We start from the raw sequence: 25,219 nt of genomic DNA, 5'->3' as shown, positions 1-25,219 counted from the left end.
GTTGAGCATAGCCTCGATAGTAGAAGTGTCATCAGTAGACTCGATAGTGACGCTGATACGACCACCAGAGATACTTGATGCAGGCTGACCCTTCTTGTCAGTCGTACGACTGAACTCGTAGTTAGAATAGAGTACGTCGTACTCCTTGCCACCTAATTCCAATGTTGCTCTAAATGAACTCATGATAGATAATTTTAAAGTAGTTAGAAAAATAAGAAAACGAGGTCATCTTAATTTCCCTCACGTATGAGAAACAAAAAAGAGAAAACCCCTAACAACGTTTTGAAGTCTCCTCTGCGTGTGGCTGTAAAACAGTCTTGCTCTTTGGAAGAAGAGGAAGATTTGCAATCTGTTGTCATTTTCGTTGTCAAAAGTAATCATATAATTTCATAAAAGCAATTGATACAACACTAAATAACAAAGGTTTAATATCTTATACACATTCAAAGCCATCTTCATTCTGCCTCTTATCCACTCTTTGTCATTATGTCCTTTCGTCTATGTAAGAGCTTTCAGTCACTCTATGTCATTATGTCTTTCTGTCTGAGAATATTAAAAGCGTTGTTCCTTCTGTGCCCTCAGCCTTCGTGTAATTCGCATAATTCGTAGTTCTTTGTAGATAGTTGTTTAGTATAGTTCATACCGTTTTTATCCTTGCTGTATGTTACCGAAATAGAGGTAACTTATTGTTAGCAAATACCGAAAACTAAGTCAACCTATCTAAAATCTATCCAACGTTTGTTTATTTAAAAACTATTATCTACATTTGCAGCAATATCAATGTTACTTTACAAGAACAGCGATAAAACAGCTACTATTCGCAAACAAAAACAACGAAAAACATTTATTGAATTCAAACATTCACAGAATTCTAATGAATGAATGTATCAGCATTAAAGAATTAAGCAATGAAAAAGATTATTTTAAGCTTATTACTTGCATTGTCCTGAATAGCTACCAACGCACAAGATAACAATCTGGATTACATGAGCAGACCAGCTTTTTTGAATTCAATGTTCAACAGATGTGGAACCAAAAAGCGTCTACCTATGGATGCTTATGCTGACCTGCATATCGTTGTGGGTAAGACAATAGCTGTCAAGGGGAAAGCCTCAAAATCACACTTCACTATTGAACCTGACGAAGATGACGTGTGCGACAAATCCTATAAGGTTTACAACGCTCATTTTAACGGCGTAAGCGTACAATACAGTACCTATGCTTATGCAGACGTATTATATCTGACTATCAATAAAGAAGATTATCATATAAACGATTATGATGGTGCCTGTGATTCGCATATCAAAAACTTAAGGCATCAATATAAGAAGACTAAGACCGGAGAAATCCTAACGTTGACTTGCACCAAGGACATTCCTTTGTTTAGTGACAATTCCAATCGAAGGGTTATCTTGAAGAAAGGTTCAGTGTTAACCTTTAACGTAAAGAAATGAATTCAGTCTTAATCGTCTTATTTCTCAGTTTATCATTCACTCAAACATATTACAAACAATAGGGACAGACGCCATCGTCTGTCCCTATTTCTATTTATTTTTGTCTTTTAACAAGCAACTTGTCTACTTGTAGACTCGTCAACTCGTCAACCAATATCTTACTTCTTTGGAATAATCTCGAACACTTCCGCCTTGCCAATCAGCTCCATACGAGTTACTTTCTTTACCACATTAACTGTGAAGAAAGGCTCATTAGAAGTGAACTCAGCTTTTAGCTTGTTGCGCTTATCATACTGGCAAATACGAACAGAGCCACCCTCTGGCAATGAGAGAAGGAAGGTATAAGAAGTCATACCACTTGGTACCTCAAACGAAACAGCACCTGTATTCTTGAAAGACGTACTTGGCTGATGGTCGAACGCACGAAGGACGGCATCAGAAGCAGCGTTAGTACCACCAAACTCAAGCGTTGCAGCACCATCAGAAACCACTACGAACGAGCGAATAGCAGCCCAGTTCTTACGGTCGGAGTCAAGACGACGCAAACGAATATAACGTGCTTGCACCGGCTCACCCTGCCAAAGGATGTCATACTGGTTCTTCAAATCACCTAACATTGGCTTCCATGTCTTGCCATCAACCGAATATTCAAGTGTTGCATGGTCGTAGAAATCACAATCATCTTTAGAGTTACGACCCTGAAGGATATGCACCTCACGCACAGCCATTGGTTCAGGGAGGGCAACACCCATCCAGTCACCAGCCTTCTGAGCTTCCCCAGAGGTGTAATGTGTTGTACTATCGCCATCAAGCATCAATCCTGCTTGTGTCGTCTTTAGGCTCTTATAAGACCCGATACCACGTAGTGTGAATGCTTTCTCGCCTGAGAGCTTCTCATAGAAAGCGTCACCGAGGTCGTTCATAGCGACGTCATAGAACGGCTGCAACTTCATTGTGCCCGACTTATGTGCCTCGTAAGCATTCTTATCGTCCATGGTCATACGGCTCTTAACGTACTGACTCCAGAACTTCAAGTTGTCGCCACTACGATAGAGGTCCATCAGTTCGATTGCTTTCTTACCACGTTCGCCTAACTTAGCGAACTCAGTCAGCCAAGGGTTCAGCTCCTTCATCAACAAACCATCTGTGCAAGCAGCCTCTATCTCAGCAGGTGCTTTGGCCACACGATCGAACTCCTGATAGAGCTTATCACGCTTTTCCTTTGTATATTCAGCCAGACGGAAGGTCTCAGTCTCCCAAGACTCGTCACGACGATAGCCTGTTTCCGTATCAGCAGAATGGATAGCAAAGGTGCGGTAAGCGTCCTTTGCACGTGGCATCATCACTTCCAAACCACGCTCCCAACTGTCGATTGGGTTATAATCAGATGGGTTCCAGGTATAATCAGCCACACTGTAGAGAGAGAGCTTTGATGCTTCTCCATGCTCCATAGGGTTGCTGACGAGTCCACACATATCTTTTGCGGTGAGCGAAGTGTCCAAACCATAGACAGGACCCTGCAAGACAAGGTTACGAACATAGTCTGTTACGGCATAGTTCCACCAGAAGAAAGCAGGACGCTTAATGCGACTGTCCACCCAATCAAGTGTACTCTTTGTCACATCGCTACAAACAACATCGCCTGTCCAGAACACACGTACAGATGGGTCGAGGGTCTTACCATAGATGCTCAATGGTCCGTTCTCGTCTGCCTTTGCCCACAACTTAGAATAGTCTGTAGGACAAATAATCAGCGGAGCAACGTCACCCTTCGCCTTTACAAACTCCTTTGTCAAACGATTCAACAACTCAACTTGTCGGTTAGGGTTGGTTCCCTCGCCTGAAATATCATCGAAGAAGATAGCAAATGACTTCACACCAGCTTGATACATAAGGTCAAGCTTGTGCTTAAGGTTCTGATAGTCTTCCTCGTTCCACTTGATATCCTTGCCCGGATGGATCGCCCAAACGAAGTCTACACGGTTCTTCTTGCAGGCTGCAACAAGTTCTTTGATGTCCTTCATTTCATTCTCTGGATAAGGCAGACGCCAGTTAGGTGAACTGTGATAGGGGTCGTCCTTTGGTCCATAGATATAAGTATTCATCTTGTACTTACCGCAGAAGTCAATCAATGCCAGACGTACAGCGTGTGACCATGGTGTACCATAGAAACCCTCAACAACACCACGATAGGCAAATACTGGTGCATCATTGATTTCCAAACAAGGAAGTTTCTTGCCGCCTTCTACGGATGGGTTTTCCATAATCTGACGTAAAGTCTGAATACCATAGAATACTCCTAAGCCATTAGAAGCTTGAAGGGTGATGCCCTTCTTGGTGATACTTAACGCATAGCCACCATCAGCAGTCTCGCTGTTCTGGTCGCCCTTGTACTTAATCACTGGTATCTTTGCCAGCTGTATCTTCATCGGAAATCCCTTATCAGCACGGGAAAGGAAGTCAATATCCCTCCAATCGTACCAAAAGAGATTACGAGCTGGCATTGGCTGTTCAAGTTTAACACCACCACTGATGTCTACTGTCCCCTCACCTGTCAGTTTCACGTAACGTGGTGTAGGGTTAATAACGAGTCCCTGATGGTCTATCTTCTTACCAGGAACAGGATTAACTAACTGCACTTCCGAACGTTGACTGCCTAAGTCGAAGTCATTATCCTGTGCATGGGCTGCCGTTAGGGCACAGAGACCCAAAGCGAAAGTCACTAAAAACTTCTTTTGTTTCATGTAGGTTTATTAATGTTTAGATTCCTGCCTGCCCTTACCTATCGAACAAGCATGTGTGATTATTATTGCGTAATAAAATTGATTGATGCCACAAAGATAATGAATTAATTGGAATTAAACGACCTGTACTATCGTAAATAACGCTTTTCTTGTAAGATTATACACTTATTCTATGAATTATGGCACGCTGGTGTGTCCGTTATATAAGCTACCTCAGCTCCACAACAAGCCAAAACTCACTGACCGAAGGGAAGTAACGAATGGGAGAGGAGAAGGTGAGTTTACCGCTATAAGGCTGCTCGCATAGGTCCTTGGGAGTCTTATCTCTCACAGAGGACACAGAGCTTACAGAACCTTTCGGTACACGTTTATAAACCACGAAAGGCCTTCGGTCGACAGAAGGCACAGAGCATTTACGCTACGATTGGCTATAATCTCCGTGACATCGCATGCCTAAACAGACCTCTGTGGAACTGTTCCTATAAACAAACACCTGTATCTATCTATGAGAGAAATCACCGAAGCGACTCCTATAAGGCTACCAACAAAAGAAGACAGGAGGCTGGATAGATAGCGAGGGAATGTTAGGATTTTTCAGCAACTATTCTCCTCTTCGCTCGAGAAAAGGCCGAGGAAGCATCAAGAACATGCCCTTCTACGTTCGAGAACATGCCCTTCTTGCATGTAGAAGACGCCCTTCTTGGAGCAAGAAAGGCGTCTTCTCAAACGCTATTTGTAACGTATTGATTTACTGACGATTGTAGACTTGTTTATAAGAGGTATTATACTCTTTTATTGAAGGAGCTTAGCATGTTTCAACGTAAAGATTTTTACCACCCCCATAGGGTCCTTTAGCGTCTAAAACTAAAGTGTTATATCATCATTCTACAGGACAGTTGAGCTATTGATTAGTTCTCATTTCTACTACGCTTAACAACCCTAAATAACTTAGAGAGCAGGTTGCTATCATTCTTACCAGTACACATAACCGACTGACTGATAGCTTTGCCTAACCGTAGAAAGGACTACGAGTATGGCAGCAGACGTGGAGAAAGGGCAAAAAGTGTTGACGGCTATCACCCTACTCACGCTTCATCTTTGGCAAATAGACGGCTATAATACCTAATAAAGGGAGTAAAGTACTTACCTTAAAGACAAAGAGAATACTCGTCTGGTCGGCTAACCAGCCAAAGAAAGTGCTTCCAAGACCACCAAGACCGAACGAGAGTCCATAGAAGATACCGGCTATCGTACCGATATGATTGGGCATAAGGTCGGTCGCATAGACCAATATTGCGGAGAAAGCTGACGCTATGATGAGGCCAATGACAGCCGACAAGATAATCGTCCCAGCAAGACTACCCACGTAGGGAAGCATGATTGTGAATGGTGCTGCACCAAAGATAGAGAACCATATCACGTATTTACGCCCATAGCGGTCGCCTATCCAGCCGCCAAGGAGCGTTCCGACAACCTCTGCCGCTAAGAAAACAAATAGGCAGAGTTGGGAGGTTTGAATAGAGACTCCGAACTTCTCTATCAGAAAGAAGGTGAAATAGCTAACCATACTCTCTGTATAGAAGTTCTTAGAAAACATCAAAACGAAGAGGATAAAGACAAATCCATAGATCTGATGACGGGTATAACTCTTTGCTGTGGTCCATCGTGCCCTACTCCGTTTACGGACAACTTTCAGTTGTTTGACGTGCCACTTCCCTATAAAAACTAATATTACGGCTAAAAGAAGAGCTACGAAAGCAAACCAGCGCACACCACTCAGGCCGACAGGAATCACTATCAGGGCTGCAAACAATGGTCCTGCCGCGAAGCCACCATTGCCTCCCACTTGGAAAATACTTTGTGCTAAACCATTGCGACCACCAGAGGCTTGCTGCGCTACTTGCGACCCTTGTGGGTGGAAGATAGATGAGCCTAAGCCAAACAACGACACAGAGACTAAGATAACAAGGAAACTATCGGCATACGAAAGCATAAAGATACCGATGAGCGTGAACACCATACTCACTGGTAACTGCCACCAACCATGATGCTTGTCGGCATAGAGTCCGACGAAGGGTTGGATGATGGAGGAGGTTAACTGTAGTACTAACGTTATGATACCCACCTGAAAGAAGGATAATCCAAACTCACTTTTCAACATCGGATAGATAGCTGGTAGCATGGAGTGCATTGTGTCGTCTAAAAGATGACAAAAACTTATCGTGAGCAGAATACCTAAGGCTGTGCGTTCTTCGTTGCTTTCTTCTGTCTTTTTAATTAGTTCCATATTTTCTGTTATTATGTCCAAACATGCAAAGTTACACATTATCTTTATAAACAAAGAACGTATGGCGTAATAACCATGAGGCCTTACCGCCTGTTTAGGCGTTTGATTTCTTTCGTCGACAACACCACCGCTTAAGAGGGTTAGGGATATTAGCACAACTTGTATGATGCAGCATTGTAACATGTGTGGAACGTTAACACGAAGATAGAAAGGGACAGAAAGGAGGGTTATTAGCCATAAGACAGAGCGCAAAACAGCTGTGATTTTCGAGGATAAGGCATACTTTAACCCTAAAAAGATTGTTTTCAACCGATTAATGCGTATCTTTGTAGCTGGCATGATAGCCCCCTATATGAAGATGAGTATCAAAGGATAATAGTACAGACAGAGGACTGTAATTCACATTAAAACAAACTGAAACATTATCAAAGAGAAAGAAGACTATGATAGCCTATCTTATAAGTGGTTTGAGGAGAACTCTATGTCTGTCTCTCCTTATGCTTGGCTCTGTGCGCTCTATGGCACAAGAGGCGATTGACTACTCACCTGATGCACCAGGCGCAACGACTGGTGTCGACATCATGAAGCAAGGAAAGATTGATTGGGAGACAGGTATCGGACTTGAATGGGACAGGAGGAACGGCGAACACGCACGTACCTTCACTATCAACACATCTATGTTTCGACTCGGACTGACACCTCAGGCGGAAGTGAGACTACAGATTGATGAATGTATTACTCATACGCCTGAAGGGAACTTTGGAGGTATCGCTAATGCCACTATCGGTACGAAAATCAAGGTATATGAGGGTGGGAAGGTGTTTCCAAAGGTTGCCTTTATGGGCACGATGCTCATCCCTGGCGGTAGTAACGCACACTATCTACCTAAGCATTTGGGCTTTCAAGCTCACCTCTTGTTCGAGAACGAGCTGAGTAGTAAGTTCACCTTAGGCTATGACTTGGGAGCTGAATGGAACGGAGACACTGAGAGTCCCGACCTTTTCATTGGTGCTAACCTCACTTATCAACCGTCAGAAAGATGGAGCTTCTTCGTTGAGAGCTATAATAGATATAACTCAAAACGACAAGACGATTGGGCTAAACCGGGACAAGACAGCCACTTCAACTTTATGAGTGAGGCGGGATTGGCTTATAAGGTATCACCACGTCTGTACGTAAACACTTTCTATGACATCTCTTTCAACGAGTTCTCACGATACAGTAACATTGGTTTAGGCGTTGCGTGGCTGCTGAATTAAGCGAAAGAGGGGAGTCAGGAAGGAACTTTTCTATCCATAATATAGATATAATTCGAATTTATTTCTTAATTTTGTGACGATATAAATTAGGGGTATTGTGCCCCTATACTTTTGTAAAAAGACGATGAAATTCAAGTATGACGTACTTGTTATCGGCGGTGGGCACGCAGGTTGTGAGGCTGCAACAGCAGCTGCCAACATGGGTGCAACGACCTGTTTGATAACAATGGATATGAATAAGATCGGTCAGATGAGCTGTAATCCTGCCGTCGGAGGTATAGCCAAAGGTCAGATAGTCAGAGAGATAGATGCTCTCGGAGGCTACATGGGACTGGTGACCGACGCTACAGCGATTCAGTTTCGTATGCTGAACCGATCAAAGGGACCTGCCGTTTGGAGCCCACGAGCGCAGTGTGACCGTGGTAAATTTATCTGGGAATGGCGCACAATACTCGACCATACGGACAATCTCGACATCTTCCAGGATCAAGCCGACGAGTTGTTGGTAGAGAATGGTAAGGTGTTGGGGGTCAAGACAATATGGGGTATTGACATCTACGCACGTACAGTGGTTATCACAGCAGGAACTTTCCTCAACGGACTGATGCACATCGGTAAGCGAAAGGTGGAAGGTGGACGATGCGCAGAACCTGCTGTTCACAACTTTACGGAGAGCATTACGCGTCATGGTATCCGTGCTGATCGCATGAAGACCGGTACGCCTGTGCGCATTGACCGCCGTTCAGTCCACTTTGATGAGATGGAACCACAACCGGGAGAGACGGACTATCATCAGTTCTCCTTCTATGGTCCACATCGCCATCTGCCACAGTTGCCTTGCTGGACATGTAACACGAATGAGGAAGCGCACGAGGTGTTGCGACGTGGAGTGGCTGACTCTCCCCTATTCAATGGGCAGATTAAGAGTACAGGGCCACGCTATTGTCCTTCGATAGAGACGAAACTTGTAACCTTCCCAGACAAGAATAGCCATCCTCTCTTCCTCGAGCCAGAGGGTGTTGACACGAATGAAATGTATCTGAATGGCTTCTCTTCGAGTATGCCTTGGGATATTCAGTTGGAAGCTATACACAAGATTCCTGCACTGCGTGACGCTAAGATCTATCGTCCTGGCTATGCTATCGAGTATGATTACTTTGATCCTACACAGCTGAAGCAGTCTTTGGAGTCGAAAGTCATCGAGGGTCTGTTCTTTGCTGGGCAGGTGAACGGTACGACAGGATACGAAGAAGCAGGCGGACAAGGCTTAGTGGCGGGTATTAATGCTGCCCTACTCTGCGCAGGTAAGAATCCTTTCGTAATGAATAGAGACGAGAGTTATATCGGTGTGTTGATTGATGACCTTACTACAAAGGGCGTTGATGAACCTTATCGTATGTTTACTTCGCGTGCAGAATACCGTATTCTCTTACGCCAAGACGATGCAGATGCGCGACTGACGGAGCGTGCTTATAACATAGGTATAGCTAAACAGGACCGTTATGACTGGTGGATACAGAAAAAGGACCATATCAATCGTATCCTTGACTTCTGTAATAACACTTCTGTTAAGCCCGAGGTTGTCAATGGATTCTTGGCTCAGTTGGGCACTTCTCCTATCAAGGGAGCAACGAAGATAGTTGACCTTGTTGCACGTCCACAGGTCAACTTTGAGAACCTTTCGGCTGTTGTTCCAAGTTTGAAGGAGGCTATCGAGGCTTCTCCTAACCGTAAAGAAGAGATTGCCGAAGCTGCAGAAATAAAACTAAAGTACAAGGGATATATTGAACGTGAACGTGTGTTCGCAGAGAAGATGCACCGACTTGAAGATATAAAAATCAAAGGACACTTCAAGTATAGTGAGCTGCATGACCTCTCAACAGAGTGCCGACAGAAGTTAGAACAGATTCAACCGGAGACGCTCGCCCAGGCAAGTCGTATCCCTGGGGTAAGCCCGAGCGATATTAATGTGCTCCTTGTCTTGATGGGGAGATAATGTCTTCGGGTCTCAACAGTACAAAAATGTGAACAAGAGAGGCCTCAGATAAGGTAGAGAAAGGCCTCGTTTCACGTGAAACAATTGCATAAAACAAAACTATATAACAATCTGAAAATGAACAAAAAACTATTATTAGACAACCTGAGATATATCCCAGATTGGCCTATCAAGGGAGTTAATTTCCGTGATGTGACTACCCTATTCAAATCGCCAGAGGCTCTCAAGGAGATTACGGACGAGATGGTCGACTTATACAAGGATAAGGGTGTGACCAAGATTGTGGGTATCGAAAGTCGTGGCTTCGTCATGTCTTCTGCCGTTGCCACCCGTTTGGGTGCTGGTATCGTACTCTGTCGTAAACCGGGTAAGCTTCCTTGTGAGACTATTCAAGAGAGTTACCAGAAGGAGTATGGCGTAGATACGATAGAAATTCATAAGGATGCTATCGACGAGAACGACGTTGTTCTGCTCCACGATGACCTCCTTGCAACAGGTGGAACGATGAAGGCTGCATGTGACTTGGTTAAGAAGTTCAATCCTAAAAAGGTGTATTGTAATTTCATCATCGAACTCCATTCGGAATTTCCTAACAGCCGTGAACAGTTTGATAAGGATATTGAAATTAGCTCTTTGCTCCAATTCTAACAAACAGACTGTGATGAGAAACGTTCTTTCCTACCCCATATATATAAGGTGAAAAAGCTGAATTATATAAAAGGTGAGAATGAGATAAATTCAAATCAATGAGGAGCAGCCAACACTAAGGGTCGCTCCTCTTTGCTTTAAGAAGTTGTCCAAGAAGATAGAACTTGTCCTCCTAAAACAAAGATAAAGTCCCCTATTATCCTCGCTGACGCTTAGCAGGATTCATAACAACGTGAAACACGATTCATGTTCCACGTGAAACAAATCGTCTTAAAAGCCCTTTATACAAAGGAGTTACGCCAAATGAATAAAGAAGAGAACTTGAAGCGAATAGCTTACCTTAAGAACATTGTACTCAATATGCCAGAGAAACCGGGTACATATCAGTTCTATGATAATGAGAAAACAATTATCTATGTGGGTAAAGCGAAGAACCTTAAACGGAGAGTATCATCTTATTTCCATAAAGAGGTAGACCGTTTCAAAACGAAGGTGTTGGTTTCTAAGATTCACGACATCTCATATTCTGTTGTTAAGACAGAGGAAGATGCGCTTCTAATAGAGAACCAACTTATCAAGCAATACAAGCCGAAATACAACGTGTTACTCAAAGATGGCAAGACTTACCCAAGTATTTGCGTAACGAATGAGTATTTTCCTCGTATCTTCAAAACACGTACTATCAATAAACGCTATGGTACTTTTTATGGTCCTTATAGCCATATTGGTAGTATGTATGCTATTCTTGATATTATTAAGAAGGTATATAAACCGCGTACTTGTCGTTTCCCTATTACGAAAGAAGGTATCGAACAGGGTAAATACAAACCTTGCTTAGAATATCATCTACATAACTGTGGTGCGCCATGTATCAATAAACAGAGTTATGAAGATTATCAAGAAGCAATAAAACAAGCACGAGAAGTATTGAAGGGAAATACGCGTGATGTTCAAAAACTCCTCAAACAAGAAATGGAAAAGTATGCCGAAGAATTGCAGTTTGAGGATGCAGAGATATGTAAACAACGTTATCTGGCTCTCGATAACTTCGCAGCAAAAAGCGAAATAGTAAGTTACACGATTACAGATGTTGATGTTTTCACTATCGTAAGTGATGATTCAAGAAAGAATGCGTTTATTAATTTTATCCATGTAACTAATGGTGCAATTAATCAAAGCTTTACTTATGAATACAAGAGAAAACTCGATGAAACCGATGAAGAGTTGCTTAACGAGGCTATACCAGAGATTCGAGAACGCTTCAACAGTACTGCAAAAGAGATAATCGTACCCTTTGATCTTGACTTTAAGGTAAAAGATGCGGAATTCTTCATACCTCAACGTGGTGATAAGCATCATTTATTAGAACTCTCTGAGATGAATGCTAAACAGTATAAGTTCGACCGATTAAAACAGACTGAGAAGCTTAATCCTGAACAGAAACAGACTCGCTTGATGCGAGAACTGCAAGAAAAGCTGAAATTATCGAAGCTCCCTTACCACATAGAGTGCTTTGATAACTCTAATATCTCTGGTTCGGACGCTGTCGCAGGATGTATTGTTTATAAAGGGATGAAGCCTTCTAAGAAGGATTACCGTAAATATAACATCAAGACAGTGGTAGGTCCTGACGACTATGCGTCCATGCAGGAGGTCGTAAGACGACGTTACAGCCGTATGCAAGAAGAAGGAACTCCCCTACCCGATCTCATCATTACTGACGGTGGAAAGGGTCAAATGGAGGTTGTTAGAGAGGTTATTGAAGACGAGCTCCACCTGAATATCCCTATTGCCGGACTGGCTAAAGACGACCGTCACCGCACAAACGAACTCCTATTCGGCTTCCCTCAGCAAACAATAGCACTCGACATCAAGGGCGAACTATTCAAGGTTCTTACACAGATACAGGACGAAGTGCATCGTTTCGCTATCTCTTTCCATAGAGATAAACGCTCTAAATCACAACTACACAGCGAGTTGGACGATATAAAAGGTATCGGACCGAAGACAAAGGATGCATTATTAAAGGCTTTAAAGACCGTGAAAAGAATCAAAGAAGCTGATATTCAAGTACTTACAAACGCCATCGGAGCAAGTAAAGCAACCATTGTATATAATTATTTCCATGCCAATCAGTAACTAATTAAAATAAATATTGTACATTTGCGATATGAGAACTGTAATACAACGGGTCACCCAAGCGTCTGTTACTATCGGTGGACAAGTAAAGTCTTCCATAGGGAAAGGATTACTGATCCTATTAGGCATTGGGAAAAACGATACTGAAGAAGATATAAACTGGCTGGTAAAGAAAATCATAGGTTTGCGTATTTTCGACGATGAAATGGGCGTAATGAACCGCAGCATCATGGATGTTAATGGTGAAATACTCGTCGTCTCACAGTTCACACTCATGGCAAGCTATAAGAAAGGGAACCGTCCAAGCTGGATTCATGCCGCCCCACACGAGCTCTCTATTCCACTCTATAATCGTTTCTGTGACGCTCTAAGCGAAGCTATAGGGAAACCAGTAGGCACAGGAGAGTTCGGTGCTGACATGAAAGTAGAGCTCCTCAATGATGGTCCTGTAACAATCTGTATGGATACAAAGAATAAGGAATAGAAGGCAGATACCTTATTTCCACACATTTAATAGATACTGATTAAAGTGCTTTGAAGGCAATATAACAGCCAAAAACAACGATGGATTCGATGATTTCTTATCGTTATTACCAACAAAGACTGCAAACCCTATGTTACCTTTCAAGCACAGAGAAACTACGTAAAACATTCATCCAATAAATAAAGAAATCATAGACAATGACAATAGAAGAAGCACAACAAGCCGTTGACAAATGGATAAAAGAGAACGGCGTACGCTATTTTAGCGAACTAACAAACATGGCCTGCCTCACAGAAGAGGTTGGCGAATTGGCACGTGTAATGTCCCGTACCTACGGAGACCAAAGCTTCAAAGAGGGAGAAAAAGCAAACTTAGGAGAAGAAATGGCTGACGTTCTATGGGTACTTCTATGCCTCGCCAATCAAACTAATGTCAATCTCACAGAGGAACTACGCAAGAGTTTCGACAAGAAAACTATCCGCGACAAGGAAAGACATAAAAACAATCCTAAGTTGAAATAGGTCTATTATAGCCGATAAAATAGACTATAATATAAATACCAAGGGTCATTTAGGGGAAAGAAAAGGCTGGTCTTGGCAACAACAAAAGCTATCCTTAAATTTAAAGGATGGACACAACGCACGTTAAAGAATGCAAGTACACCTCTACCCCACCCTCATTCTATACAGAACTAAAAATAAACAATATAATTAAAAAGAATCATGGGAACAATTAAAGACACTGTTTCAAAAGACATCCAAGCTCAGAAAGCCGCTGGGATAGTCGAAAAGAGCGAGTACGAGCAAGCCTTATCTCAGTACAACCTTAACATTACTGACGAGGAAGTAAAGGCAGCTGTAACAAAGATAATAGCTGAGAAAGTATCAGAGAACGACAATCTCGAAGTAAAGAAATTCCTATTGGGTAGCGTTGAACTTACAACCCTCAGCACAACAGACACAGAAGAGAAAGTACTCGAAATGGTAGAGAAAGTGAACCGTTTCGACAGTGAGTACCCTGATCTTCCTCATGTTGCAGCCCTCTGTGCCTACCCTTGTTTTACTAAATTAATGGCAGACAGCCTTGAAGTAGACGGTGTTGACATAACAAACGTGACGGGTAATTTCCCTTCATCCCAGACCTTCTTAGAGGTAAAAACCATAGAGACAGCACTCGCAATAAAGGATGGAGCAACTCATATAGATATCGTTATGCCTGTAGGTAAGTTCCTTTCTGGTGATTACGAGGGCGTATGCGACACCATCAATGAGCTTAAACAAGTATGTGGAGACGTACCGATGAAGGTTATTCTTGAGACTGGTGACCTTGGCAATGCACGTGCTATCAAGACCGCCTCCCTCCTCTCAATGTATGCTGGAGCAGACTATATAAAGACAAGTACAGGCAAGGAGAAGATTAGTGCAACGCCTGAGTCTGTTTATGTAATGTGCCAGGCTATTAAGGAATATTACGATAAGACAGGCATACAGATTGGTTTAAAACCAGCCGGAGGCATAAATACAGTAATGGACGCAGTCATCTATTACACCATTGTTAAGGAACTTCTCGGTGAGAAATGGCTCACCAACTATTGGTTCCGCATGGGTACCAGCCGTCTGACTAACCTATTACTAAGTGAAATTATCGGTACTGAGACCAAATTCTTCTAACCTTTTCTATCATCTTGTCTATGCAAAGCAATAGCATAGACAAGGATAAGGTAAAATAAAAAGAACTATCAAGGGGCATCCACAAGGCATGCCCCTTTGTTGTATATAAGCATGAAAGAAAACGACAAATAAGCCAACCTTTAGAAAAGAAGAAATTTGATTATATTTTATAATATAGTCTATAATATGATTATATATGGTTTATATTATCGAAAAAAGTCGTAAAAAAGACCATAGAAAACCGTCCGTAAAAGAGGAGAAAAGGCCAAGAAAATTACACAAAAATAGTAAGAACAACTATAAAAAAGCATCTCCTTTACCCTTGTGTAGAGTAAATAAGACAACACAGAAAAGCCTTATAGAACTCACTAAAGAACATTATTAAAATTAGATGATAGTCAAATAATATCATTATAAGCACATATCACTATCAACTAATCAATAGAATATATTGTAAAAGATGATGATCAGCACTGATGTTAAACCATCTGTCTCCTTATGTAAGGCTATTCTCCTTATCTTACAAAGTCCTAACACGTATATTATCAACAAATAGTCCTATAAATATTAGACAACAGCTACATCTATAAAAGGTATCAAAAGAAATTCTCTTTATGAGATGTATTACACATCAACATAAAGAGAATCCATTATAATCACCCCAAAAAATAACCTTATTAACGATGAAAAGGGACTTTTTAGTATTGCGATAGCCTAATTACTTCTTCCTTTTAATAACATAATCAAGGTAAGCCTGCAGCGAAGACCGAATACTATCACTCTTCACATAGTTATCAATGAAGGTCTGAGCTTCAGCATGAAAGTCCCACATACGACGTTCTGCATATTCAATACCCCCGTTTTCCTTCGCAAAACTCACCATTTTGTCGATTTCATCGCGTGTCACTTCACGTGACTTAACCTTACGAGCTAAATTCAACATATCCTCGTTTTTTGTCGAATTCAACGCATATATAATAGGTAGGGTAAGTTTCCCTTCCGCCATATCATTCCCCGTTGGTTTACCAATCTCAGCCTCAGAGTCATAATAATCAAAGATATCATCACGAATCTGGAACACTATTCCGAGGTGTTTACCAAATAGTCTTGCAGCTTCAACCTCCTCTTCAGAGGCATTGGCCGACTCAGCCCCGATAGCAGCACATGCTTCAAAAAGCGCAGCCGTCTTACGTTCAATAATCTTATAGTAGACCTCTTCCGTGATAGTCTTACTCTGAATATTAGAAAGCTGAAGAATTTCTCCATCACTCAACGTACGCCCTAACTCCGCCAAACGCCGTACGATAATCTCAGCATGCGTGTAACTAACATGTAACAAGGCCGTTGAGAGAACATAATCACCCACCAAGACAGCCACCTTATTATCATAGTCAGCATTCACACTTGCCTGTCCCCTGCGTGCATCAGCTTCGTCGACAACATCGTCATGAACAAGTGATGCAGTATGCAAAAGCTCCAATCCCACAGCTGCATGCTGTGTTGCTTGAGAGACCTTACCAAAGTTCTTAGCCATCAGGAGGATGAGAATAGGGCGCATACGCTTCCCAGCACGTTGCTTAATATGGTTAAGTACCGTCTGCAACAAGCCATCCTCATGGTCGAGAGCATGATTGAAAAGGTCGATGAAATCGGCTAATTCTGTCTCAATTGGCTGTTTTATGAGTGAAAGAGTATCCATTTTTGACTTGAAATTTGATACAAATTTACTCATTTTATCGGAGATTATGGAAGAAAATTAGTAATTTTACAGCATAAACAGAATAATTAGTTATGTCGAAACTCTTTCTTATTGATGCCTACGCGCTCATCTATCGTTCCTATTACGCATTCCTTAGGAACCCTCGTATAAACTCGAAAGGACTGAATACATCCGCTATCATGGGCTTTTGTAACACACTTAATGAAGTACTTACAAAGGAGAGTCCAACGCATATCGGTGTAGCCTTCGACCATGGAAAGACTTTCCGCCATGATGCCTTCCCTGAATATAAGGCACAACGAGAGGAGACGCCAGAAGACATCAAGCTCTCTGTGCCTCTTATCAAGCAGATACTTGAAGCGATGCACATCCCTATTCTACAGGTAGATGGCTTTGAAGCTGATGATATCATCGGTACTGTAGCAACACGTTTTGGCTCCGATGGAATCGAGACTTTTATGCTTACGCCCGATAAGGACTATGGTCAACTCATCGGTCCTAACGTCTTTATGTATCGTCCTCGCCATGGTGGCGGCTATGAGATAATAGGAGAAAAGGAGGTAGGAGACAAGTATGGCATCCCTACCCCAGCCCAAGTCATCGATCTCTTGGCGTTGATGGGCGACACAGCCGACAACTTTCCAGGTTGTCCGGGCGTCGGTGAAAAAACAGCAGCCAAGTTAATTAATCAGTTCGGAAGCATTGACAACATGCTTCAACACACCGACGAGATAAAAGGTAAACTACGTGAGAAAGTAGAGAATGCCGTTGAAGACATAAAGATGTCTAAGTTCCTCGCCACGATTCGAACTGATGTTCCGATGCAACTCGATTTGGATGAACTCAAAGTAGAGCAACCTGACGAGGCAAAATTGCGTACGATATTTGAAGAGTTAGAGTTTAGGACACTTATTAACAAGTTTCTTAACAAAGGTGAAGTAAAGTCAAAAACCGACAACAATCAGCTTGATTTATTTGCAGAAAACACGGCCAATGAGTCAAGTGAACCCGAATTTGCGAAATATGAAAGCATAAAAACAACTCAACATGAGTATCAACTCATTGAAAATGAGGATGAATTACGTCGAATATGTGACTTTTTTATTACAAAAGAGTTTGTTAGTATAGACACAGAAACGACCTCAACCGATGCAATTAATGCTGAATTAGTAGGTTTAAGCTTCTCAGCTGAAGAAAGCAAGGCCTTTTATGTCCCCGTACCAGCCAATTACGAAGAAGCGTTAAAAGTCGTTCAAATATTCAAACCGCTGTATGAGTGCGACAAAATCATGAAAATCGGACAGAACATCAAGTATGATTATGAAGTGTTAACCCGATATGGTGTGACCATTCAAGGTAAGATGTTCGACACGATGATTGCCCACTATCTCATCCAACCAGAGTTACATCATAACATGGACTATCTGGCTGAGACCCTTCTTGGTTATCAAACGATACACATAGAAGAGCTACTCGGTCCGAAAGGAAAGAAGCAGAAGAATATGCGCGACCTCTCTCCTACTGACATCTATGAGTATGCAGCGGAGGATGCAGACATCACCTTGCGACTGAGAAACGTACTTGAGCCTCGATTAAAGGAGCTTGGCGTCGAAGAACTCTTCTGGAATATAGAGATGCCTTTGGTCCGTGTATTAGCAGATATGGAACTAAACGGCGTCTGCTTAGACACTGAAGCACTGCAAGATACGTCAAAGATATTCACTGAACGTATGAAAGAATACGAGCAGGAAATATACAAGGAGGCTGGTGAAGAGTTCAATATCTCAAGTCCAAAACAAGTGGGTGACATCCTCTTTGGTAAGTTGCAGATTATGGACAAACCTAAGAAGACAAAAACAGGACAATACGTGACGAGTGAGGAGGTGCTTCAGAGTCTTGAAAATAAAAGTCCTATTGTACGTAACATACTCAATTACAGAGGAATAAAGAAACTTCTGAGTACGTATATTGATGCTCTTCCAAAGTTGATAAACCCACGTACAGGACATATCCACACATCGTTTAATCAGGCACTTACAGCCACAGGGCGACTCTCTTCGAGTGATCCTAACTTACAGAATATACCTGTACGCACGGATGATGGTAAGGAGATACGTAAGTGTTTCATTCCAGAAGAGGGCTGTATGTTCTTTTCAGCAGATTATAGTCAGATAGAGTTGCGCATCATGGCCCACCTTTCTGAGGACGAAAACATGATGGAAGCCTTCCGTGAGGGGTATGACATCCATCGTGCAACGGCTGCAAAGATATGGCATGAGGACATCAATAAGGTCACTGACGCACAGCGAAAGAAGGCAAAACAAGCCAATTTCGGTATTATTTATGGTATCACCACCTACGGACTTGCCCAGCGCATGGACATCTCAAATGCCGAGGCAAAAGACCTCATACAAGACTACTTCCGCACATTCCCAAAGGTACAAGCCTATATGGAACATGCGAAAGAGGTGGCAAGAGCCAAAGGCTATGCTGAAACACTCTTCCATCGCCGCCGCTATCTGGCTGATATCAACAGCCGTAACGCCACCGTACGTGGGTTTGCTGAGCGTAATGCCATCAACGCACCGATACAGGGAACGGAGGCAGATATCATCAAAGTAGCAATGGTACGCATCTGGGAACGCTTTAAGAAAGAAGGAATCCGCTCAAAGATGATTCTTCAGGTACATGATGAACTTAACTTCTCCGTCTACCCTGAAGAGCGTGAACAGGTGGAGCGCATTGTCATTGAAGAGATGCAGAACGCATATCCACTGAACGTCCCACTGATAGCTGATGCCGGATGGGGCAAAAACTGGTTAGAAGCACATTAAAAAGAAAAGGCCTCCCCCTGTCCCTCTGAAGGTAGGGGAAGGCTTACAAAAAGAGGTATAAGGAGTATATAGAAAATCAAATAATGCTTCTTTTATAGACTATAATAAGTATAATAATAGACTATAATAGTCAACTAAGCATAAAGAAAAGGCTTTATTACGTCCTTATAAAGCATCCCCATGAGTACTGATAAGGCCAATTAGATAGCTAAAAAATAGGCTATACTGTCGCAAAAGAAAAGGATTAAGACCCTACCCTACCCCTTTCATCGAATTTTGTTCATGACAAGAAAGAATTATTTTCACGACAAGAAATATTTATTTTCATGAAGAAAAGTATTTTTCTTCATGAAAATAAATTAGAGAGGGGGGCTGAAAGATGAGAATAAAGGAGGATGAAAAGTCACCTTACTAATCATGCACAGAATACAAGGAAAGGGTCATCATGCAGCTTAAAAGCAGTGTTAAAATATAGAAAAAGGCTACTCGTTTAGCTTTTTTGGCGTAATTTTGCAATTTAATCAACCAGAGAAATTGAATGAGTCTTACTAATATAGTAAACAAGTTGTACTTCCATCCACGACGTAAGGAGCTTGAGCACTACCTCACGGATGGAGAGGCTATCCAGCGGGAAGTCATGCAATACCTCGTTGAACGAGCCAAGGACACCGAATACGGACGCAAACATCTCTTCTCAACGATAAAGTCATACGAAGATTTCACACAGAACATTCCAGTCAACACATACGAGGAATTGAAGGGTGACATCGACCGTATGCGCCATGGAGAACGCAATATTCTATGGCCAGGACAGGTGAGATGGTATGCTAAGTCGTCTGGTACAACAAACGATAAGAGTAAGTTCATTCCCGTTTCCCACGAAGGATTACAGACCATTCATTACCAAGGAGGAAAGGACGTTATCGCTTACTACCTTAGTAATCACCCAGAGAGTAGACTCTTCAACGGTAAGAGTCTTATCTTAGGTGGGAGCCATTCTCCAAACTACAACTTATACAACTCACTTGTAGGCGACCTAAGTGCTATCCTCATAGAGAACATCAATCCACTCGCAAACCTGTGTCGTGTACCTAAGAAATCAACAGCTTTACTGAGCGATTTCGAGGTAAAACGCGACCGAATTGCACAGGAGACTCTCAAGCAGAACGTGACCAATCTATCCGGTGTTCCGTCTTGGATGCTCTCTGTCATAGTACGTGTTCTTGAATTGAGTGGTAAACAACACTTAGAAGAAGTATGGCCTAATTTAGAGGTGTTCTTCCATGGTGGCATTGCCTTCACACCCTATCGTGAGCAGTATGAACAGCTCATTACCAAGCAAGGGATGAACTATATGGAGACATACAATGCTTCTGAGGGCTTCTTTGGAATACAGGATGACCCAACAGACAGCAGTATGTCGCTCATGCTCGACTATGGCGTATTCTACGAGTTCTTACCTATGGACGAGTTTGAAAGCGAACATCCGAATATCGTCCCACTGTCGGGTGTGGAGATAGGGCGCAACTATGCGATGCTGATTAGTACTGCTTGTGGCCTTTGGAGATACGAGATAGGAGACACAGTACAGTTCACTTCGACCAATCCTTATAAATTTGTTATCACCGGAAGAACCAAGTATTTCATCAATGCCTTTGGTGAAGAGCTCATCATGGACAATGCCGAGAAGGGTCTCGAAGCCGCTTGCAAGGCCACTGGCGCACAGCTGTCTGACTACACAGCAGCCCCAATGTATATGGATGCGAAGGCTAAATGTCGTCATCAGTGGCTCATTGAGTTTGCGAAAGAACCCTCTTCACTTGACGAGTTTGCCAAAGTTCTTGATGACAAACTACAAGAGGTAAACTCTGACTATGAGGCGAAACGTTTTCATAACATTACCCTTCAACCACTTGAGATAATAGTTGCACGCAAGGATCTCTTCAATGACTGGCTCAAAATAAAGGGTAAGCTCGGTGGTCAACATAAGATTCCACGCCTTTCAAACAGCCGTAACAACCTTGAAGAACTACTGAGTATGAACCAGCAAAAGACTACAGAGTAAAAAGGATAAAACAACCTTTATGAGGTAAAAAGCAAAAGGGTAAACAAGTAAAACCAGCGATATGAAGAAACAACAACAGAGATATTGCCAAGAAGTTATGGGTGGAAGGGATGGCCTTTCAGCTAAGGTTAGTCCTTACCTTGCGGTGTTCTACCAACCAAAGGTTTTACTTCTTTTCCTTTTTACCATACTCCTTTTAATGCTGTCGTCCTGTGCGAAGATGAGACAACCAGATGGTGGATGGTACGATGAGACCCCTCCAAGAGTGTTGGCTGCCTCCCCTTCTGAACGAGCAACTGATGTAAACAGTAAGAAGGTGAACATCTATTTCAACGAGTTCATCAAGTTAGACAACGCATCTGAGAAGGTTGTCGTATCGCCTCCACAGATAGAAGCACCCGAAATAAAGGCTACAGGAAAGCATATCACAGTGAGTCTGCAAGACAAGCTACAGCCAAACACCACCTACACCATCGACTTCTCTGATGCAATATCAGACAATAACGAGGGCAATCCATTAGGGAATTACACCTACAGCTTCTCTACTGGCGATCATATTGACACACTTGAGGTGTCTGGCTACGTGTTAGAAGCAGAGAACCTGGAGCCTGTAAAGGGTATTCTCGTGGGTCTTTACAGTAATCAGAACGACTCTGCTTTCGAGAAACTACCTATGCTTCGCGTCTCACGTACCGATAGTCGTGGTCGCTTCAGCATACGAGGTGTTGCCAAGGGAGACTACCGCATTTACGCTTTACAGGACATGGACGGTAACTATAGGTACAATCAAAAGAGCGAGAAATTGGCCTTCACGCCCGAAGTCATTATGCCTTCATGGAAGCCAGACATACGACAAGACACGCTCTGGATTGACTCTTTGCATATTAAAGACATCAAACAGGTGCCTTACACCCATTTCCTTCCAGATGATGTGGTGCTGAATTCCTTTACACCTACACAGACTGACCGTTTCTTCCTCAAGTCTGAACGCAAGGAGCCAAACTACTTCACGCTCTTTTATAGCTATGGTGATGCCGACCTCCCGCAGCTTAAAGGACTCAATTTCAATGCTAAAGATGCCTTCATAACAGAGCCAAGTCTGAACCAAGACACCATCATCTATTGGCTTCGTGATACGGCCCTTGTCAATCAAGACACGTTGCGAATGCAGATGACCTATAACATGACGGACAGTATGGGTAAACTTGTGCCTAAGACAGACACGTTAGAGATACTCTCAAAGGTGCCCTACGCAAAGCGTCTGAAGCGTCAACAAGAAGAGTACGACAAGTGGTTTAAGAAGCAGGAGAAGGCCAAAGAACGTGGAAAAGACTTCCAAACGGCTATGCCAGTCACACCTTTAGAGGTAAGATACAATGTCTCCTCGCAAATGGACCCAGACCAAAACCCAACGTTCGAGCTCCCTACTCCACTTGAAAAGACCGATACCTCCAAGATACATCTCTATGAGAAGATAGACTCTATGTGGTATCGAGCGAAATACAGCTTCGGTGCCGAACCTGGTAGACCACGGTTAATGAAACTCGTCAGCACCTGGGATCCGGGTCATGAATATAGTCTTGAGGTCGACTCAGCAGCCTTCACGGATATCTATGGAAAGGTGTCTGCAAAGTATAAACAGGGCATCCGTATCCCGTCAATAGACGAGTATGGCACGTTGATGATGACCTTACAGGGCATGGAAGGTAAGAATTGTCTATTGCAACTACTCAATGAAAGCGACAAGCCAGTGAAGGAGACGTATGCAAAGAACAATCAAGCGACCTTCCACTACGTAAAGCCTGGGGTCTACTACCTACGTGTCATCGTCGATGAAAACGACAATGGTAGATGGGATACAGGTGATTATGCGACCCAGCGACAGCCCGAAGCCGTCTATTACTACCCCAAGTCTATCGAGTGTAAGGCCAAGCGTGACGTACAGGGTACGTGGAATCCGCGTCTACTCCCACTCTACAAGCAGAAGCCGGGAGCCATAACAAAGCAGAAGGCTGATGCCCAGCGCAAGATAAAGAGGCGTAATGCCGAACGCGCTCGCAGTCTTGATATCCCTCTACCTGCCGACCTCATCAACACAGCTCATTAGAGACAATAGAAATAATAACGCACGAAACGCTGGTTTATCACAACCTATCAATACCCATAAACGCCCTCGTCTATCCCCTACTCTATTAAGTTTTAGGGTCGACGAGGGCATTTTTAATTCTTATATATATCCCTGTGTAATGGTCAAACCAATTATCTACATATCGTCCAAAGATAAACAACCAAGACTTAACTTATAGGTCCGAAGCTCTGAACAGTTCTGCAATAGATTATCTACCTTAGCCCGAAGGATAGCCTCGTCATATTTGTTAGCATTGCGTTTCACCTCATACACCCATGCAACCTTATCTATTTCGTTCACTGCAATAAGGTCTATTTCATTCTCGCCCTTGCGGTCCCAGTACTTTCCTATCCGTGTATAATCACCTGTCTCACGCAGTTTACGCTCAAAATACCTTTCTAACATGAAGCCTTCAAGCATGTTGATATCACGTTCGATAAGGCGTGCAAGTTGCTTCAAAGCACCATTCTCAACGAAAGCCTGATACTTGAAGAAGAAACGAAACCACAATGTAAGAAAATTATCGCATAGTGTGTAGCGCACCTTCCGAGAATTACTCTTTGCGAAAATAGGCTGATGACGTTCTATCAAACCATAATACTTCTCCAGTCGTTCAAGGTAGCTTCCAATGCCACTGGACTCCATTCCGATCTTATTCTCTATCTCTTTACGCATAAGTTGACCCTCAGATATACAAATAAGAATAGAAAAGTAAATGGAATAATCAGCCCCAAACTCCTCTATCAAAACGTTCTTACCCTCATTGATAAAAGGCGAATTGACCTCCGTAAGCATACTGTATATCGTCTTTCTTACCGTCCGCTTGTTATCCATCAGTAAACTGATATACCATGCTACCCCGCCCGATACAGTGAAGAGTGCCAACAAGTCCTCTGCAGTATAGGATGGATTAAAGTCACGAAGAATCTCCTTTAAGGTGTCAGTAGTAAAAGGCTGCAGATTAATAATGCGTCCTGCACGTGAGAAAAGTGGCTCTCTACTATCCTCAAATAGCTTATGCATCATCGAATAAATCGAACCACTAACTATCAAATTAAGGTGACTTCCACCCTTATTCAAGTCCCACTCACGTTGTAACTCACTGAATATAGAGGAATTAACACGCCCGAAGTCCTGAAACTCATCGATGATTAAAGTGAAAGCACGTGTCTTAGACAATTCCATCACATGATGAAAGAGCTTTGAAAAAGATGTATATCGTCCAATAGGAACCTGCAGTGTCTCTTCTATCACAGCACGAAAATCATCACACAACAGTGCTTCCGACTTACGTGCTACGAAGAAATAAAGCAGCGTAAGGCGCTCTCCACTCTTCAAGGTAAGCTCGGTCTTGCCAATACGTCTACGACCAATCAGCACCGTCATTTGGGCCTCTTGGTGGCTCAATAGCTCTACATCAGAGAGCAGTTTTAGTTCATTAATTCTATCATAAAACCTCATAAACATTCCTTTTTAGTAATAGCTATTACCGTAATAGTCATTACTTTATTTTGCAAAGATACTCTCTTTTATTGATAAAAGCAAGTAAATCAGTTACTTTCAACCCTCATCAATATTGCATACAAGTATCAACAAACACCTCGAAATAGGCTTTTAGGTGTGATAAAAGTAAGGTAAACAACCCATAAGATTTCTTTTCATGAATTTATTTTCATGAAAAAAAATATTTTTCTTCATGAAAATAAATATTTCTTGTCATGAAAAAAATTCTTTCTCTTCATGAAAATAATTCGATAAAGCGTATCAGTTCAAGTTTATATCACACTGTTC

General features: G+C 42.5%; 16 protein-coding genes. 11 read left to right on the top strand and 5 right to left on the bottom strand.

Annotated elements, in window-relative coordinates:
- Positions 1-183: type VI secretion system tube protein TssD (gene tssD / locus HMPREF0666_RS11480; RefSeq protein WP_009012526.1), on the bottom strand; the 183-nt coding region annotated here is incomplete at its 3' end.
- 830 nt (positions 184-1,013) lie between these two features.
- Here tssD and HMPREF0666_RS11475 point away from each other — a divergent pair.
- Positions 1,014-1,454, top strand: a complete 441-nt coding sequence (locus tag HMPREF0666_RS11475; RefSeq protein WP_232214101.1) for a hypothetical protein — start codon at positions 1,014-1,016, stop codon at positions 1,452-1,454.
- 158 nt (positions 1,455-1,612) lie between these two features.
- On the opposite strand, the gene HMPREF0666_RS11470 is transcribed toward HMPREF0666_RS11475, so the two are convergent.
- A complete protein-coding gene (locus HMPREF0666_RS11470) occupies positions 1,613-4,198 on the bottom strand; it encodes a beta-N-acetylglucosaminidase domain-containing protein (protein WP_009012524.1) in 2,586 nt (861 codons plus the stop codon).
- A gap of 1,081 nt (positions 4,199-5,279) precedes the next feature.
- Complete coding sequence (locus tag HMPREF0666_RS11465; RefSeq protein WP_042856317.1) at positions 5,280-6,485, bottom strand: MFS transporter; 1,206 nt, start codon at positions 6,483-6,485, stop codon at positions 5,280-5,282.
- Positions 6,486-6,928: 443 nt separating this feature from the next.
- On the opposite strand from HMPREF0666_RS11465, the gene HMPREF0666_RS11460 reads away from it, so the two are divergent.
- From HMPREF0666_RS11460 to deoC, 7 genes are all read left to right on the top strand, one after another.
- Positions 6,929-7,744, top strand: coding sequence for a transporter (locus tag HMPREF0666_RS11460; protein WP_009012522.1), 816 nt, complete (start codon positions 6,929-6,931; stop codon positions 7,742-7,744).
- A 124-nt stretch (positions 7,745-7,868) separates the two neighbouring features.
- Positions 7,869-9,740 carry a tRNA uridine-5-carboxymethylaminomethyl(34) synthesis enzyme MnmG gene (gene mnmG / locus HMPREF0666_RS11455; RefSeq protein ID WP_009012521.1) on the top strand — a complete coding sequence of 624 codons (1,872 nt, stop codon included), beginning with the start codon at positions 7,869-7,871 and terminating at the stop codon, positions 9,738-9,740.
- Between the two features lie 117 nt (positions 9,741-9,857).
- Positions 9,858-10,388 (top strand): adenine phosphoribosyltransferase, encoded by a 531-nt coding sequence (locus tag HMPREF0666_RS11450; RefSeq protein WP_009012520.1) that lies wholly within the window; start codon positions 9,858-9,860, stop codon positions 10,386-10,388.
- 303 nt (positions 10,389-10,691) lie between these two features.
- Positions 10,692-12,527: an excinuclease ABC subunit UvrC gene (gene uvrC, locus HMPREF0666_RS11445; RefSeq protein WP_042856315.1), complete on the top strand. Its 1,836-nt coding sequence runs from the start codon at positions 10,692-10,694 to the stop codon at positions 12,525-12,527.
- A gap of 31 nt (positions 12,528-12,558) precedes the next feature.
- Complete coding sequence (gene dtd, locus HMPREF0666_RS11440; protein ID WP_042856308.1) at positions 12,559-13,011, top strand: D-aminoacyl-tRNA deacylase; 453 nt, start codon at positions 12,559-12,561, stop codon at positions 13,009-13,011.
- Between the two features lie 197 nt (positions 13,012-13,208).
- Positions 13,209-13,532 carry a nucleotide pyrophosphohydrolase gene (locus HMPREF0666_RS11435; RefSeq protein ID WP_009012517.1) on the top strand — a complete coding sequence of 108 codons (324 nt, stop codon included), beginning with the start codon at positions 13,209-13,211 and terminating at the stop codon, positions 13,530-13,532.
- A 201-nt stretch (positions 13,533-13,733) separates the two neighbouring features.
- Positions 13,734-14,681, top strand: coding sequence for a deoxyribose-phosphate aldolase (deoC, locus tag HMPREF0666_RS11430; RefSeq protein ID WP_009012516.1), 948 nt, complete (start codon positions 13,734-13,736; stop codon positions 14,679-14,681).
- Positions 14,682-15,399: 718 nt separating this feature from the next.
- On the opposite strand, the gene HMPREF0666_RS11425 is transcribed toward deoC, so the two are convergent.
- Positions 15,400-16,380: a polyprenyl synthetase family protein gene (locus HMPREF0666_RS11425; protein WP_042856307.1), complete on the bottom strand. Its 981-nt coding sequence runs from the start codon at positions 16,378-16,380 to the stop codon at positions 15,400-15,402.
- A 92-nt stretch (positions 16,381-16,472) separates the two neighbouring features.
- On the opposite strand from HMPREF0666_RS11425, the gene polA reads away from it, so the two are divergent.
- The 3 genes from polA to HMPREF0666_RS11410 all read left to right on the top strand — a co-directional run bounded on the left by polA (position 16,473) and on the right by HMPREF0666_RS11410 (position 23,407).
- On the top strand, positions 16,473-19,235 hold the full coding sequence (polA, locus tag HMPREF0666_RS11420) for a DNA polymerase I (protein WP_009012513.1): 2,763 nt from the start codon (positions 16,473-16,475) through the stop codon (positions 19,233-19,235).
- 538 nt (positions 19,236-19,773) lie between these two features.
- Positions 19,774-21,300, top strand: coding sequence for a GH3 auxin-responsive promoter family protein (locus HMPREF0666_RS11415; RefSeq protein ID WP_009012512.1), 1,527 nt, complete (start codon positions 19,774-19,776; stop codon positions 21,298-21,300).
- A gap of 61 nt (positions 21,301-21,361) precedes the next feature.
- A complete protein-coding gene (locus tag HMPREF0666_RS11410) occupies positions 21,362-23,407 on the top strand; it encodes an Ig-like domain-containing domain (RefSeq protein WP_009012511.1) in 2,046 nt (681 codons plus the stop codon).
- Positions 23,408-23,563: 156 nt separating this feature from the next.
- Here HMPREF0666_RS11410 and HMPREF0666_RS11405 read toward each other — a convergent pair whose 3' ends face one another.
- The gene (locus HMPREF0666_RS11405; RefSeq protein WP_009012510.1) at positions 23,564-24,889 is read right to left on the bottom strand and encodes an ATP-binding protein; all 1,326 of its coding nucleotides are present in this window, start codon (positions 24,887-24,889) and stop codon (positions 23,564-23,566) included.
- Positions 24,890-25,219 lie beyond the last annotated feature (330 nt).

Source organism: Prevotella sp. C561 (assembly GCF_000224595.1).
Lineage (GTDB): Bacteria > Bacteroidota > Bacteroidia > Bacteroidales > Bacteroidaceae > Prevotella > Prevotella jejuni.
The sequence above is the reverse complement of the archived record's forward strand: the minus strand, read 5'-3'. Positions and strand labels throughout refer to the sequence as shown.